Source organism: Bacillus sp. SD088 (genome assembly GCF_017355205.1).
Classification (GTDB): Bacteria; Bacillota; Bacilli; order Bacillales; family Bacillaceae_C; genus Lederbergia.
In genome coordinates this window covers 1-14891 of the sequence record NZ_JADIJK010000019.1, presented here as the reverse complement: position 1 = coordinate 14891, position 14891 = coordinate 1, and the positions used below count along the sequence as shown (strand labels likewise).

15 protein-coding genes are annotated in these 14891 nt (G+C 35.8%); 6 read left to right on the top strand and 9 right to left on the bottom strand.

Features of this window, described 5'->3' with window-relative positions:
* Positions 1-52: 52 nt before the first annotated feature.
* The 3 genes from IPU53_RS16365 to IPU53_RS16355 form a co-directional block, all read right to left on the bottom strand.
* Positions 53-361 (bottom strand): hypothetical protein, encoded by a 309-nt coding sequence (locus IPU53_RS16365; RefSeq protein WP_207452099.1) that lies wholly within the window; start codon positions 359-361, stop codon positions 53-55.
* A gap of 65 nt (positions 362-426) precedes the next feature.
* Positions 427-1512 carry a UvrD-helicase domain-containing protein gene (locus tag IPU53_RS16360; RefSeq protein WP_207452098.1) on the bottom strand — a complete coding sequence of 362 codons (1086 nt, stop codon included), beginning with the start codon at positions 1510-1512 and terminating at the stop codon, positions 427-429.
* Positions 1497-3044: an ATP-dependent nuclease gene (locus IPU53_RS16355; protein ID WP_207452097.1), complete on the bottom strand. Its 1548-nt coding sequence runs from the start codon at positions 3042-3044 to the stop codon at positions 1497-1499. The genes IPU53_RS16360 and IPU53_RS16355 overlap by 16 nt, the downstream gene beginning before the upstream one ends.
* 666 nt (positions 3045-3710) lie before the next feature.
* Between IPU53_RS16355 and IPU53_RS16350 the strand changes: the two genes are divergently transcribed.
* Positions 3711-4190 (top strand): DUF6944 family repetitive protein, encoded by a 480-nt coding sequence (locus IPU53_RS16350; protein ID WP_396019957.1) that lies wholly within the window; start codon positions 3711-3713, stop codon positions 4188-4190.
* Between the two features lie 138 nt (positions 4191-4328).
* Positions 4329-4790 carry a DUF2243 domain-containing protein gene (locus IPU53_RS16345; protein ID WP_207452095.1) on the top strand — a complete coding sequence of 154 codons (462 nt, stop codon included), beginning with the start codon at positions 4329-4331 and terminating at the stop codon, positions 4788-4790.
* A gap of 71 nt (positions 4791-4861) precedes the next feature.
* Here the strand turns inward: IPU53_RS16345 and IPU53_RS16340 are convergent, their stop codons facing one another.
* Positions 4862-6424, bottom strand: coding sequence for a glycosyltransferase family 2 protein (locus tag IPU53_RS16340; protein WP_207452094.1), 1563 nt, complete (start codon positions 6422-6424; stop codon positions 4862-4864).
* 304 nt (positions 6425-6728) lie between these two features.
* Here IPU53_RS16340 and IPU53_RS16335 point away from each other — a divergent pair, with 304 nt between their 5' ends.
* Both IPU53_RS16335 and IPU53_RS16330 read left to right on the top strand, forming a co-directional pair.
* Positions 6729-7205, top strand: a complete 477-nt coding sequence (locus IPU53_RS16335; protein WP_207452093.1) for a DUF421 domain-containing protein — start codon at positions 6729-6731, stop codon at positions 7203-7205.
* A gap of 146 nt (positions 7206-7351) precedes the next feature.
* Positions 7352-7765 (top strand): hypothetical protein, encoded by a 414-nt coding sequence (locus IPU53_RS16330; RefSeq protein ID WP_207452092.1) that lies wholly within the window; start codon positions 7352-7354, stop codon positions 7763-7765.
* A gap of 164 nt (positions 7766-7929) precedes the next feature.
* Here IPU53_RS16330 and IPU53_RS16325 read toward each other — a convergent pair whose 3' ends face one another.
* Positions 7930-8580 carry a YdeI/OmpD-associated family protein gene (locus tag IPU53_RS16325; protein ID WP_207452091.1) on the bottom strand — a complete coding sequence of 217 codons (651 nt, stop codon included), beginning with the start codon at positions 8578-8580 and terminating at the stop codon, positions 7930-7932.
* Positions 8581-9119: 539 nt separating this feature from the next.
* Positions 9120-9428, bottom strand: a complete 309-nt coding sequence (locus tag IPU53_RS16320) for a uracil-DNA glycosylase family protein (protein WP_242698355.1) — start codon at positions 9426-9428, stop codon at positions 9120-9122.
* Positions 9429-9622: 194 nt separating this feature from the next.
* Between IPU53_RS16320 and IPU53_RS16315 the strand changes: the two genes are divergently transcribed.
* Positions 9623-10984 carry an amino acid permease gene (locus IPU53_RS16315; protein WP_207452089.1) on the top strand — a complete coding sequence of 454 codons (1362 nt, stop codon included), beginning with the start codon at positions 9623-9625 and terminating at the stop codon, positions 10982-10984.
* Positions 10985-11079: 95 nt separating this feature from the next.
* Here the strand turns inward: IPU53_RS16315 and IPU53_RS16310 are convergent, their stop codons facing one another.
* On the bottom strand, positions 11080-11706 hold the full coding sequence (locus IPU53_RS16310; RefSeq protein WP_207452088.1) for a LysE family transporter: 627 nt from the start codon (positions 11704-11706) through the stop codon (positions 11080-11082).
* Between the two features lie 354 nt (positions 11707-12060).
* Between IPU53_RS16310 and IPU53_RS16305 the strand changes: the two genes are divergently transcribed.
* Positions 12061-12375 (top strand): hypothetical protein, encoded by a 315-nt coding sequence (locus tag IPU53_RS16305; protein ID WP_207452087.1) that lies wholly within the window; start codon positions 12061-12063, stop codon positions 12373-12375.
* Between the two features lie 327 nt (positions 12376-12702).
* Here IPU53_RS16305 and IPU53_RS25310 read toward each other — a convergent pair whose 3' ends face one another.
* A complete protein-coding gene (locus tag IPU53_RS25310; protein WP_278253302.1) occupies positions 12703-12825 on the bottom strand; it encodes a hypothetical protein in 123 nt (40 codons plus the stop codon).
* 366 nt (positions 12826-13191) lie between these two features.
* Entirely contained in the window at positions 13192-14538 is a 1347-nt protein-coding gene (locus tag IPU53_RS16300) for a glucose-6-phosphate isomerase (RefSeq protein WP_207452086.1), read from the bottom strand.
* Positions 14539-14891: the final 353 nt, after the last annotated feature.

The following is a 14891-nucleotide window of genomic DNA, read 5'->3' as shown; positions in this document are numbered from 1 at the left end:
AGTGTCTAGTGTCTTTGGATTTTGCTTTGTATAGATATTAAGAATATTAATTTTAATCAACAATATTTATATCATCATAACCAGAAACATTTCCTATCGAGCCTCGGTTTCCTGGATTACCGTAATTCCCAACATTTCCATAGTTACCGTAAATCCCGTAATTTATATTTTTATATGGAGAATTACGTTGATACATCAATCTATCGTTATAAACAATTTCACCTAAATACTTTCCACTCATATCAATAAAGATTTTATCTTCTTGGATATAGTGGCCAATATTCTTTCCTCTTGGTGAATGCAACTGTCCATTTACATAATTAGCAATATGCTTTCCCTTACTGTTAAAAAGAAATTCCATAAGTAATAATCCTCCTTGATTTTTCATTTGTATTATTTCTATAATTATATTTAACAGGAATAAAACTAGGTTTTGTCAACATATTTACGCCATTTGTTATAGTCCTTGCTTGTAATTAAATAAATATCCCCCTTTGAACGTGTTAAAGCAACATATAAACTATTTTTAGTCTTTGGTGCAGAAATATTTATCCAATTGTCAGGATTATTCGTTGGACCAGTTAAGATAATACAAGATTGAGAGTATGTGTCTCCTTTAGAATATGACCAGTTTACATAGTTTTTCCCTTTAGGATGATTACTGCGCTTATCCCATACTAGTTTTGGGATATTAGGATCTAAAATTATTTTATGAATGTCTTCAACGCTAGTTAAATATATTATAGATGCTTTTTCTTTGGACTGTGATTGTATACTTATTGCTAATTTATCTTGAATCATATCACATACTGGTTTAGGTACTCGTCTGCTTTTTTTTAGGGTTATTTCATCAAAAATCACTTTTTTAGGTACTTTCTTTTTAAGATCGTCCACACCATTTAATTTATAAAAAGGTAACTTAGCTACTGGGTTTCCTGAACTTCTTAAAGGTGTCAAACAACTTTGATGAATATCTCCTACAGCTATTACTCTTAACTTTGATTTTTCTAAAAGATATTTTAAGACTTTAAAGTCAAATCCATTATAATCTTGAAATTCATCAAAATAGATTGCATCACAATATTTTTCTAATCTGTCGATTACTAACCTTTGAATGTCTGTATTACACCTCAAAAATAGCTTTCCGACTCTATTTACGTAATATTCATTACGAGCATTCATGAAATGTGTAATATCATCTACCTTTACGTAATGAGGATTTCGTGTATCTTCTACAGGGTTAGTATTCACATCAATCCCTGTACTTCTTTTGCAAGAAATTAAAGGTTCTATTGGCTTTACCAGATTATTGTAGGCGAAAGAATCAAAAGTCATAATCTGAACATTGTTAGGAACTCTATCATTGAATCGTTTTTGGACTTCTTGACGAATGTTATCGACATTAGAATTAGTAAAGGAAATCAAAATAACTCTTTCGTCTTTTTCAAAATTATTCGCTATAAAATACGTTTTCCCAGCACCGGCAGCAGCAATAACTATTCGCTTATCCATCTTATAGCCTTACTTAGATAGTTAGGGATGTTAAGATCAGTTAGGGCATTTTCAATTTCCAGTGCATTTTCTGTCTTATTTTTTAGCATGTGAGCTTGTGCTTTTGGCATTGGTACTTTGTTATAGCTAGCTTCCGTTTTTCTATTAGAATAAAGATTATCAAAAAAGTCCTTATTACTATTGTAAAATGATACTTCTAATGTCCAATTTTCGGTCGAGTCATCAACGTATATATTAAATTTATCATCTGATTCATACTTAATATCTTTTTTGTCATTGTCTGTAATGACTGCGACTTTTTTATCAAGTATTTTAGATAGTTCACGATATTTCTCAAATGAAATACTGCCCATAGAAATAATATCTACACCATTGTTATCCATTTCAGATTCTTGAATAATATTGAAGAGTTTGGGCAAGATAATATATTCTGCGGCACCTTCAACCAAAATAACTTTCTCAGCTAAGACAAAACGTAGAATATCTAAATTATCAACTTTCTCAAAATATCTGGCTGTCTCTGGTTGAAGACGGGTTAAAGAACGAGAATTTTCATTTGATAAGATAATTGTGTTTTTCAAATTAAGTCTATTTACAATTAAAGAACTATGAGATGCAATCACTACCTGTCCTTGACTAATGTTTTTAATTGCATCAATTAAGCGGCGAGTTCTAGTGTAGCTCAAATGACTTTCTGGTTCATCTATTAGCACTAGGTCAAAAACATCTTTGTTCAGCGCCATTTCAGTTCGAACAACGTTTTCTTTTCCTTTACCCATATCCTGAATAGATATATCCGATTCATAAATATCTAGTAATTTCAAAATGTCAGTCTTAGAGGAATCTAATCCAAATTTTTGATTTTCTTGAAGTGTTAATAAATGATCAAATTCTTCACGAAACTTAGACAAGATTTGCTTAAAATTAGATGATATACTTCTATGATCTTTCTCTTCAATGTTAGCATTGTAGATCTGTCTAGCGTAATTACCGAAAATATCATGTTTTATTGTAGAGTTATCTAAATATATCATTTTAATAGGAGACATACGCCTTTTGTAATTTCTCCCCTGAAAAGTATTCCACGTTGCTTTATAGTATTCGGTTGGAACAATTCTATTATCGGCAATTTCCTCTAAATTTACCTCACTAGCAAAATCCCTATCAAATTCATAGACAAATTTAATACCTGTTTGATGAGTACCATCATGATTATTATAATGAAGGCCTGAAAAATCGAGAGATTTTAAAGAACCTTCTAGGTCAAGAAATAATTCTATGTCTATTCTAGGAAGAGTTTGTATTGTTTTATGAGTATAAAAATCTTCTGTCAATTGTAAGTTAATGAATTTATGTGCAGAATTATCTGCATAAAGGAAGTTAGTTTGGTTTAATACAATGTCAATTGCACGAAGAATAGTTGATTTTCCAACTTCATTCTCTCCAACTAAGACTGATAAATGGTCATTGAAATCAATATCTATTTCTTTAAACTTTTTAAAGCCCTTTATTCTAATTTTATCTATCTTCATAATAGCCCCCATTCCAAAATATTGATATTGTTATTATCTCATGTATTGAAATAAAATAAATACCAATTAATCATTTTAAGTTTAAAAAGGGTAATTAGGAAATTCATTCAAGTAAAAAAGCCGAAATGATTTCTTATTCCAGCTTTCTGATTTATTAAAATCAGTGGCACAGTCGTGGCACACCTTATATCAATTTTCATGTTTTTATAGTTTTTCATATATCCTGAAATCCCTTTATATCAACGATATTGCACTATATTGTATTGGCGAAGTATCGAGTGGGAATAATTTACTTTCTTGCTCCCTACTTTGCCTATCTCGTTATGAAGCTACTCCCATGAATAATATTATTTTTCCTCTTCTCGTTACTCCAACCATTTAATCAAGCATCCTTTTGGCGGAGAAAAGTCTTCGAAGGTTTCATAAGCATGTTAATATATTTATTAATGCTTTACCTCACTTTCTAGTAACCAATATACTAAAAACTGCTTACCAGCGAATTCAAAATTAAAAAGAAATAAAAAAAGAGATATTGCTTTTTACACAATATCCCTCTTCCCCTCCAATCCCTTTGGCGGGATTTTGGCGGGGAACCTATTGATTTTTAATCATTTCACCCATTTTATGTTTCCCTAAAATGACGTCAAATCAACGTTTTCACTTCAAATGCCTCTAGTGAATTACTCCCCATCAGTAGTAAGAAATGAAGCATTCTCCTCCTATCTTGATCTATGGGGAAATGTCTTACAGGCAACAGGAAACGCTTTGGTTGCGGACAGTGAAGAAGAAGTTTCCCTAGACAAATTTGGTAATAAGATTCAAGCGGTAGGAAATCTGGTAGTTGTCGTGGGATTTTTGGCAGATGTTAGTGAAAAAGTGGAAACAGAGCTGAATATTAAAGGAAACCTCATCCAAGCAGCAGGTGGAAGCCTTTCCTTCGCAGATGCACTGAATGAGGAACTTACCGAAGATGCTTTTTATGATATCTATGGAAACTTGCTGCAGGTCATTGGTAATTCCATGCAGGGTATTGGTGGAATAAAGAACCTCAAAAAATCTGATGGTGAACTTATTAATGCAGCTGGCGGATGGATCCAGGCTGTTGGCTCGGTTCTTACCTTGATAGGAACTATCAAAAATGTTTAAAAGTTATAGCAATACACCCTTCCCCTACCTAAAGCTATCAGTTGGAGCAGTTCAAGCGGGTACATGCATGTAATCGACGAATAATCTTTTGACATACGGAAATCATATAAAATAGTCAATATTCTAGGAGGCCTTGTTATGAGATCAACCTTTGTAGGGTCATTATTATTAGGAATCGGAACAATTGGAATGATGGATGGCATTCTTTTTCATCAAATATTACAATGGCACAGTATTTACATGCACACTGACCGTTTCAATCAAATAGTTAGTGATGGATTGTTTCATTTGTTTGTTACAATTGTTATTTTTATAGGTGCGATTATATTATGGAAAAGCGATCCATCAGATTCAAAAAATAATAAGTTCACCTTTTTAAGTGGCATATTTCTTGGAGCTGGATTTTTTAATTTAATTGAAGGTATTTTAAATCACCACATATTACAAATTCATCATGTAAAACCTGGTCCAAACCAATTTTTATACGACATTCTATTCGATGTTGCTGGGATTATAATCATTATCATTGGATTGTTTTTTAGAAATATTGGATCAGCCGCGCCCAAACCTTCACGTCCTTTTCTTGATGATGAGACATGATTGTTTCCTTCTCCTTCTTACTATAAATTTTCATAAGCACCTCCTTTCACTTTTTAATCAGATCATACCTGCTACTTAACATTTGCGTTTATTTTAAGAGCCACATTAGAAAAGGGTGTATGACAAAAAGTGAATTCTCGTTTTTGGTAACGATGTTTTATTTCATCTTTAATTCGTTGCCGTATATTTATTTTCATATAATCGTTATATCTTACGAAAATGGAGTAGTAGGCAGGTGGTAAATCTTTTAATGAGTCTAATTGGATCTCGATCGTTCCTTCGCCATTTTCATTTATTTTCACTGGTAACACAAAGTCATTATGGGCATTTTTCCCATCCCGAATCAATACATCTGTTATAGAATGGATGTCATCACCATACACATGAAAATGAAGAATGTATTGGTTCTCTTGACAATAATGTTCTTTAAAGGTGATGTATATGGGTAAAGGAATGTATTTATATTTTTCCTCAAGAAAAGGAATCACAAAATAAGCCTTCCGATTTTTTATCACCACTTCTTTTACCTTGATGGATCTATCCCACTCCAACAGTTTTATTACTGTACTAAACTTGCCCTCACGTATCAATTCATATATCACTTTGTGAATGGGTTCAAAAAAATTCTCCGAAAAATCATAGGTTAATTTTCTGGTTGTCTTCAAAATTTGCTTGAACTTAAAAAAATACAGCCGTTTAAATTTTGTGTTTTGAAAATGTTGTGTCGTAAAAAGTCGCCTCATTAAATCAAATTCATACATTCGATTCACAATCATTTTCTCAATCTCAAGATCAAATTTCCGGTTTAAAATGTAATGGACGATTTGTACATTATAATTTGTTTTTTGTAAAATATTGGTTTGATTCGTTAAGCGGGTTTTTTTCGTTTCATCCAGGCGATTGGCATAATAAATCGGCTTTGTCGTCGTGGAGATGGTTTTACAACTTGTTAGGACATCAATAAAAAATTGTTTATCTTCCGCGAATTTCATCTCAGGAAACTGTATCTGTCGCTCTTTAAGCAAACTCGCTCGCATCATTCTTGCAGTCGGACCCAGATGGTGAAAAATATGCGGGATGGAAAATGGAGAAACACTTCTCCTTTCTTTACAACATTGGTGTTCACCAACTATTTTCGTTCCTCCATTGTCTACTTTGATGGTTCTTCCTACAACATATGGATCGCCTGTTTCTTCTAAAATCTCATAAAGCACTTGCAAGCCATTTGGATCAAGCCAATCGTCCGCATCTAGAAACGTGATATAGGGTGCACTGGCTAATTCCATCCCAATATTACGTGGACGACCAGGTGAACCAGACTGACAATCTAACGAAACTACCGTAATATTCTCATGCCTTTTTACAAAATCTAATAAAATTTCCTTTGAACGATCTGTCGAACAATCATCAATGAGTATGTACTCGATATTTTTAAAGTCAAGCGTTTGCTTCATAACAGATTCAATCGACTTTTTTAAAAACTTCTCCCCATTATAAACGGGAGTAATAACCGTAACGAAATAATCTCTCTGCCTATTTGTTGACTGCTTATGTATGGTATAGGCTAGTTGTTTTTTGGAGTTATATAACTTTTTTAAAATTGCCGTCATCGATAATTTGTATTTTTGGATCATATCTTCACGCCATTTCTTTCAAAACAGTAATTTTCAGCCACTACGATTATTTTGGTCTAAAAACAAATAAATTATTCAGGCCTGCAGGACGCAAGTCACAAAGGCGTGGCGACAGGATGGCGCGAATTTAGGCAAACAGAACGTTGGTCAAAACGGCGTTGCCACAGGACATGGCGCATTTAGCCGTTTATCCTCTGTTCATCAATTTGATCCTTACCTTTCAGATAGCCCTAGTACAGGTTTATTTTCAATCAAAATGGTTAATGTTGGTAATAACCTTTGAATGAATGGGGCTAAAAGTGCTGTGAATTTTTTAGATTTGACAATTGAACTGATCATTGGCTTTATTATGCTATTTATTCTAGTGAAAATACTAGGCAAAAAAATAATCAATCAAATTACACCCTTTACATTTATAAGCGCCATTGTATTAGGAGAATTATTAGGAAACGCACTATACGATGAAAAAATTGGCATAAAGTATATCGTCTTTTCCATGATTCTATGGGCAGTCATGTTGTTATTTTTTGAAATCCTTAGTCAAAAATTTTTAAAAATACGTCTTATCTCTGAAGGGAAACCATCTGTTTTAATCAAAAATGGGATCATCAATCGGGAACAGTTAAGGAAAAATCGCATGAATCTAAATCAACTTCAAAGTTTATTAAGGCAGTCAGAGACTTTCTCTATTCGTGAAGTTGCATACTGCTATTTGGAATCTAATGGTGCCATCAGTATTTTGAAAAAGTCACAGAAGCATAATTTCCTTAACGACGAGTAACGGGCCTTAAGGAAGCAAAGCATTAGCTTCAAGAGCTTCCTTATACTAGATACATAGGCAAATACACATTTTAATGAGTACAAGTTAATTGGTTAATGGCCTATGAATAGGATGGTGTGAAATAACAAAATAAAGGAGTGCTTATTATGCATCCGAGTCATATGCATCTCAATTATTATTATCCATATATTCATGAAGCCGATTTATATTCAACTCCATACCAGGGAGTGTATGATGACCAATCAACTTATGAAAGGCAATTTGGTGGGTTTCCACCTCTATTTCCACCACCGGGTCAAGGACAAGAAACAGGAGCACCAACTGCACCACCCCCATCAATTGTTCCTACCCAGCAGGTAGAAACCTTTGCAGTTGATCCAGGTAGTATTAGAAGATGTTTATTTAGATTCACGTATGTATGGCTACGGGGCTCTCAACAGTTTTGGTTTTATCCAATCTTTGTTGGCCGACGTTCTATCTCAGGGTACCGTTGGACTGGATTCGGATGGGCTTATTTCGGAATAAGCTTGCGACAAATTCAATCGTTTACTTGTGTTTAATTTTTAAAAAGCCTTCCCACTTTAAAAGTGAGAAGGCTAGGTATCCTTTTTCTACGTAGTGGAGGCCTCCAATGGTAAACATCCAAAATGACCATACACTGCATCCGCTACTATCAATCGTTCCAATTGAAAAAAGTCTTAACCGCTAATTCCCATCCAGCGAATTATTTCTTCTTTTGACGGTACAAATCAATAGATTTATATCCTTGTGATAGGATGTCGATCATTTGCTGCTGGCGTGTTTCCCTTGTCTTTTGTTGCTTAGCAGAAAAGATGTAGCGAGCCCAGCCTTTTTGGTAACCAGGTGTCAAGCTTTCAAAAAAAGCAAACAGATTTGGTTTAGTAGCCAATAGTGCTTTAACATCTTTGACTTTATCCTCATAATCTGCTACTCGCTGACTTGCTGATAATGACTTCTTTGCTTTCTTTTTCTCACGTTTTAACCCAACTACAGTGAAGATATCATCCATACTTACCATACGCGAGAACTTCAAATCGCTTTCCGCAACATAGCCATCCTCATCTACTTTCATAGCTGGAAAAATCTCATCTCTATGAACGAAAGTTTTATAGCGTCTGTTGCCTTTTTTAGGGTAAGCGAAAAATAAATAGCCATTATCAAGTAATAGTTGGTTATCGATGATTTGATGTGTATACTGGACCATCTCATCCACAGTTTCGACAAAAATAAAAATAGCCTCATGCTCTTTGTTAAAGGTTATCGCTTGCTCAGTAAATAGATCATAGTCATTTGGTTGATTGATCACAATCATGTTTTTGTATTGATCAAGTTTTAATTTATCGATAATCGTCATTAGCATACTCCCTTCGTTTTAGATTTAAATATGGTAGCACTTAAAAAGCTCTATCAACGTACATTTTTCACTAAATAGAGCGGCGCAAGGGGTGCTGACAAATCGCGAACATCATACGCTAAGCAAATTTAACGGCTTTGCGTTTTTTGATGGCGGAGAGGGAGAGGTTTTCCTTTTCGCGATGTCGCGGGCGGTCATACCTTTGTAGAAGGTGTCGATGACCCATTATTTTTGTTCGTTGGATAGGCCGATACAGTAGTTTTGTAGGTGTTCTCTTTCCAGCCATTGCTCCTCTTCTTCCATCGCATTTTCTTAGAACATATACGTTTCGTTCATAAGCATTCCATAAAGCAATCAATCCTATTTGAAAAAATCATTATATGATAAATTATAAATCATCGGTCGGTATATAAGCAATAAGCAGATGATCGCCTTAGAACTTGCCAGAGAGCCTATGAAAAGAGCAAGTGAAACAAAGCAAGAACGCTTGAAAATTTTTAAAAGTGCTAGGTACTGGAACTATTCTGATTACTGCACTGTTATTTCTGGTTTTCCTTTGCCGCCAACCGTAAATCTTCAACAAGTAATGGATATAAATTCGGCCGGCGTTTAGCGGCAAGTGGATGATACGCAGCAGTTGTTTGGTAACCATTGACCTCATGCCAATTTCCACGTAAGGCTTTAACATCAATGTCAGGATTTTGAAAGAAGGACTGTACGGCTACATTTCCAAGGCAAACAATCAATGAAGGTTGATGGTATTGTAATTGTTCCTTTAAATGCTGCATACAGGTTTCTCGTACCTGGTCCTTATCATAAGCGCGGACTGGCTTCCTTTTTATTATCATACAAACCATATTTTCCTTTTTGATCTGTTATATGATGGCTCATTGCACTAGGTTTATATCTTCTATTTTTATCAAATGAGAAGACAAAGTGAAGAACGAGTCCAAAAAACCCCCCTTTTCTTTTTTATTTTGATGCCGTACATAATAAAATTTTCTCCGTTCATAATAATTCAGTATGAATGGAGGGATTTTACATGGAAATTCCAGCACGAGCAGGCGGGAAGGGAGATAAAAGGGAAGGGAAAAAATTAGCGTGGTGGCAGCTATCACTTCTTGGGGTTGGATGTATTATTGGGACAGGCTATTTTCTTGGTTCGGGAATTGGCTTAAAAATGACAGGGCCATCCATGCTTATCTCCTTTATACTAGCAGCGATTGGTACTTATATCGTCGCAGAGGCGTTAGCAAAAATGTCTGCTCAAGATCCCCAGCAAGGGTCTTTTCGATCTTATGCTAAAAAGGCTTACGGCCCCTGGGCAGGATTCAGTAGTGGGTGGGTGTATTGGTTTTCCGAAATGTTGATTACTGGTAGTCAACTTACGGCTCTTTCCATCCTCTCACGATTCTGGTTTCCAAATGTTCCTCTATGGTTATTTGCTTCTGGGTTCGCCATTCTTGGTGTAATTGTTGTATTGATCGGTACGAAAGGATTTGAGCATACGCAAAATATTTTTGCCGTTATGAAAGTAGCGGCGATTGTAATGTTTATTGTCATTGCAATAGGCGTTCTTTTTGGTTTTTTTGGTGGCAATCATCATGATATTAGGATCCCAACGAACATGCGCGAGTTCATGCCTCAAGGAATGAAAGGGTTGTGGGCCTCCTTGATCTTCGGTTTTTATGCATTTGGTGGTATCGAAATTATGGGGATTATGGCGGTAAGATTGAAAAAGAAAGAAGAGGCAAAAAAGGCAGTAACCATCATGTTAATGATGTTAACATTCATATATTTACTGTCTCTCATATTGGCGATAGTGTTAGCAACGCACCAATTTAATACAAAAGAAAGCCCATTTGTCATTGCCCTTGAACCATACAATATTACTTTTTTTCCACATGTATTTAATGGCGGAATCATCATCGCCGGCTTTTCTACTATGGCTGCTTCATTATTTGCCGTTACAAGTATGGTCGTCACCTTGGCTGAGGATGGAGATGCACCTAAGTTTTTTTCAAAAAAAGGGAAGCTAAAAGTTCAACCTTTTGCCTTGTGCTTAACAATTTTGGGACTCATTGCCTCCATTGTCCTGTCACGAATTATGCCCGATCGTGTGTATGAATACATTACAACAGCAGCTGGATTAATGCTTTTGTATAATTGGTTTTTTATCCTTATATCTTTTCCAAGGCTTATTAAAGCGACTGGTTTTGGTCATGTCAAACGTTTTGCCGGAATGGCTTTAATCCTACTTGCCGTTAGCGGCACATTAATTGATAAGACAAGCAGATCCGGTTTTTTTGTAAGTATATTGTTTGTGGTCATTGTTGTGATAGTCGTGGTAATTAGGCATTTTACTAAGAAAAAGAAGAAAAATCTATATCCTCAAGGTATCTAATTAAGGTTGGGACGATCCTAGAAGGATGTTCAAAAAGTTCTTTCGGTGTTTCTAATTGGCTTACTTTTCCAAGGGGCAATACAGATTCAGGTTATTTACTGAAATAATAAGCGAACTGCTTGAATTCCAAAATAAAGCCCAAAGCCGATAAGAGATAATCCCGACAAAATGGAGATAAGGAAAAGGATTTTTCCTGTTAAAAACCTCCTAAAACTGCTCGCAACACTCGCCATCGTTACATCCCATACCAACAAGCCAACAATAATCGCAAAGCTATAAATGATGACATCGATTTTATTATTTTCAGCGGCTGTCTTCGCTAGGACAGAGCCATAAATACCCAGCCAAAAAAGAATCGTTAATGGATTAGAAATGGACATTAAAAAGCCGGATAGGAATGATTTTGACCGGGATTCATCGCTTTTCCTTGCACTGGAAGCCATTTTCCCTGCACTTAATAAACTTTCTATGCCTGTGTACACTAAAACAAAAAAACCGAAGGACCATAAAAATGTTTGCATAAAAGGGATTTCTAGAAAATGTACGACCCCCAAAAAAACCGCCAGCATGTAAATGCCATCTGCTGTCATGGCCCCTAATCCAACAAGCCATGCATGAAAAAAACCACTTTTTATGCCTTTATCTAATTGTGCAGCATTAACAGGCCCTATCGGGGCAGCTAATGAAAGGCCGAGAAAAACATAACCAAGAAAGACACTCACGAACACCACTCCTTACTGAATTTGTGCATGTTGAAGAAATTATAAAATTTTAGCTTATGGATAAGTTCTAACAGGAAGTTTGTCATCCAGCTCCAGCGCCTAGCGTATAGCAAATTTACGTCTTCTTCCTACGATAAGTCAACAGGATGTTGGTCAGAACGGCGTTGCGCCAGGACGGCGCGTTCTTAGCCGTTCAACCTTATGATATGATCCAAATTTGTACGTCGCTGAACAGGCACTTGCGCTTTTGTTCAGTCTAAACGGAAAAAAGGGTCGTACAATAACGGATAGGAATAAACAAAAGGTTCAAGAGAATAATAAAAATTAAAGTTATACGACGATGGAGGTAAAAAAATGCCTGTTTTTGTATACCAAACATTTGATATTCATCAGGGCAAATTTAAAGAAGGAATTGAGAATTTAAAAGAAATTAAAAAATACCGAAATGAGCATTATGAACACAAGGTAGATCTATTAACGCCCATTACTGGACCAGACCATACATATGTACTCCTTTCCACCTATGAAGGACTGGCTGAAATGGAATTACAAAACAAAAAAATGTTTGATGATGAAGAATATTTGAAACTAATTGGAGAATTCTTCCTAGAAAACATCGTCCAGAGTAGTATGCACACTCAGATATTTCGGTCAGTGAATGATCAATAGTAAGACTTGAATCTTCCTGTACCAAGCTTCACAAGCATTCTGAATTGCTTAATAACTATTAATGGTTGGTCAAATATTAGGTTTTGATTCTATTTACAATTACTCATAACTTGTACATCCTATGTAATAATCTTTTATCTTATGTACTCTTGTCCCAAAATTTTTCCTTCTAATGACAGGGGGCGGAAGATTCCAAATTCTTTGAGAACCTGGTATCTTTTTCTTCAAAACAATGTAGATTTTGTCAAAGTTTTTTGTAATAATAAAGTCATCATCCTTAACAGCGTACGAATGGTGGCTTTCAATGCTTTTATTCCATTAAATGATTTATTTTGCCTTTTTCAACAAAATAACACCCGCTTTGGTTGATATCATTTCATCTGCTAAGATCGATATTTTAGCATCCACTTTATCGATCTTTTCACCTAAATTCATTTCTGCCGATTCCAAACGACTTTCTCTCGATCAACCTTACACCTGAAGAGATGGCATTACTAGAAGAGCCGTATGTTCCCTATCCCATAAGTGGCTTTAATTGAATATAGTGTAAAAACTTTGTAGGAAGAAAAACAGCCTGTTTGATGCTGGAACATAACTAAAATACTAAGATCCAAAGACGAACAATGCATTACCTCATGCATGGCTTTCGAGTGTCTAAACATATGGGGCCTTACTTTCGGAGGCACAAGGGATGATGTTTTTCCGACCGAAGCAACATATTTTGAAATAATGTAAGCAGTTCAAATTACACCCATGCCGGGCACACCAAAAAGGGCAGATCCATAATAGATCAGCCCTTTTTCTAACCTAGTTTTTCTACAAACGTTTTTCCAATTCTTCTTTTTTCTCTTCAAATCCAGGTTTTCCAAGTAAAGCAAACATATTTACTTTATAGGCTTCTACTCCTGGTTGGTCGAATGGATTCACTCCAAGAAGATAGCCGCTAACGGCACAAGCTTTTTCAAAGAAGTAGGCAAGATACCCGAATGTATAGGCGTCCATTTCAGGGATCTCGACAACTAGATTTGGTACATCGCCATCTGTATGAGCGAGCAATGTTCCTTCAAAGGCTTTATCATTTACAAAGTCAATGGTTTTTCCTTCTAAATAATTCAATCCGTCTAGATTGTTTTCTTCCCCTTCAATCACAAGTTCGTGGCGGGCATTTTTTACTTTAATGACGGTTTCGAATAGATCGCGACGACCTTCTTGCACATATTGGCCAAGCGAGTGAAGATCTGTTGAAAAATTAGCAGAAGAAGGGTAGATGCCTTTTTGATCTTTTCCTTCACTTTCGCCGAATAATTGCTTCCACCATTCTGCGAAATATTGCAGGCCTGGTTCATAATTGATCAACATTTCAATCGTTTTTCCTTTGTTGTATAAAACATTACGGATAGCTGCATATTGATAAGCCGGATTTTCCTTTAGATCAGGTGAACTGAATGCCTCACGAGCGTCAGCCGCCCCCTTCATCATTGCTTCAATATCGACACCACTAACCGCAATCGGTAATAACCCAACAGCCGTTAACACTGAATAACGTCCACCAACATCATCAGGAATGACAAATGTTTCATAGCCTTCTTCATTCGCTAATGTTTTCAGTGCCCCTTTTTCACGATCGGTTGTGGCGAAAATTCGCTTCTTCGCTTCTTCCGCCCCATATTTATTTTCTAATAATTTACGGAAAATTCGGAATGCAATGGCAGGCTCAGTCGTTGTCCCTGATTTTGAAATGACATTGACAGAAAAATCCTTCCCTTCCAATAAATCCATTAGATCACGCATATATGTAGAGCTAATACTATTTCCTACAAATAATACTTGTGGTGTTTGTCTTTTTTCTTTAGGTAGTTCGTTGTAAAAACTATGGTTGAGCATTTCAATCGCAGCACGAGCCCCAAGATAGGAACCGCCAATTCCAATTACAAGCAAAACATCACTGTCTGCTTTTATTTTTGCGGCTGCTTTTTGAATCCGCGCGAATTCTTCACGATCATACTCCACAGGCAAATCAATCCATCCTAAGAAATCACTGCCTGCACCTGTTTTATCCTGTAGTTGCGTATGGGCTGTTTCCACTGCTGCTTGCAAATAATCGACTTCATGCTGTCCAAAAAAAGCAAGCGCCTTGGAATAGTCAAAACGAATATGTCCCATGCCTAAAACCTCCCTATGATACATTCTTCCTTAACTTTAGCTGATTAAAGCTTAACTTTCAAGTTCTAGATACCAAACGACTACATAATCATCAGGACACCCATTCTATCAATGTAATACTCTTTCTATTTGTAAAATCGCTATGAACAAGGAAGGAGCCCTTTCGCTTTTTCGCTGGAATCGGGTAGAACGGGACGATCAAAGCACAGTTTCCTCCTGTTTTCCATTAAACTTTGGAGTTAAATGCTCAAACAAAAAACAAACTCAATGAAAGTTTCCTCCACTAAGTTTGTTTTTTATGATCATGCATTGTAAGGCCGTTCTTCTTTCTATAGGCGCTTCCGCTTTTCTTT

Excerpts from the sequence above, each read along its gene's own strand:
- IPU53_RS16300 (WP_207452086.1), bottom strand. The coding sequence starts at position 14,538 with ATGGGACATATTCGTTTTGACTATTCCAAGGCGCTTGCTTTTTTTGGA.
- IPU53_RS16330 (WP_207452092.1), top strand. The coding sequence starts at position 7,352 with ATGCATCCGAGTCATATGCATCTCAATTATTATTATCCATATATTCAT.
- IPU53_RS16315 (WP_207452089.1), top strand. The coding sequence starts at position 9,623 with ATGGAAATTCCAGCACGAGCAGGCGGGAAGGGAGATAAAAGGGAAGGG.
- IPU53_RS16320 (WP_242698355.1), bottom strand. The coding sequence starts at position 9,428 with ATGATAATAAAAAGGAAGCCAGTCCGCGCTTATGATAAGGACCAGGTA.
- IPU53_RS16360 (WP_207452098.1), bottom strand. The coding sequence starts at position 1,512 with ATGGATAAGCGAATAGTTATTGCTGCTGCCGGTGCTGGGAAAACGTAT.
- IPU53_RS16365 (WP_207452099.1), bottom strand. The coding sequence starts at position 361 with ATGGAATTTCTTTTTAACAGTAAGGGAAAGCATATTGCTAATTATGTA.
- IPU53_RS16305 (WP_207452087.1), top strand. The coding sequence starts at position 12,061 with ATGCCTGTTTTTGTATACCAAACATTTGATATTCATCAGGGCAAATTT.
- IPU53_RS16350 (WP_396019957.1), top strand. The coding sequence starts at position 3,711 with ATGCCTCTAGTGAATTACTCCCCATCAGTAGTAAGAAATGAAGCATTC.
- IPU53_RS16355 (WP_207452097.1), bottom strand. The coding sequence starts at position 3,044 with ATGAAGATAGATAAAATTAGAATAAAGGGCTTTAAAAAGTTTAAAGAA.
- IPU53_RS16345 (WP_207452095.1), top strand. The coding sequence starts at position 4,329 with ATGAGATCAACCTTTGTAGGGTCATTATTATTAGGAATCGGAACAATT.
- IPU53_RS16340 (WP_207452094.1), bottom strand. The coding sequence starts at position 6,424 with ATGATCCAAAAATACAAATTATCGATGACGGCAATTTTAAAAAAGTTA.
- IPU53_RS16325 (WP_207452091.1), bottom strand. The coding sequence starts at position 8,580 with ATGACGATTATCGATAAATTAAAACTTGATCAATACAAAAACATGATT.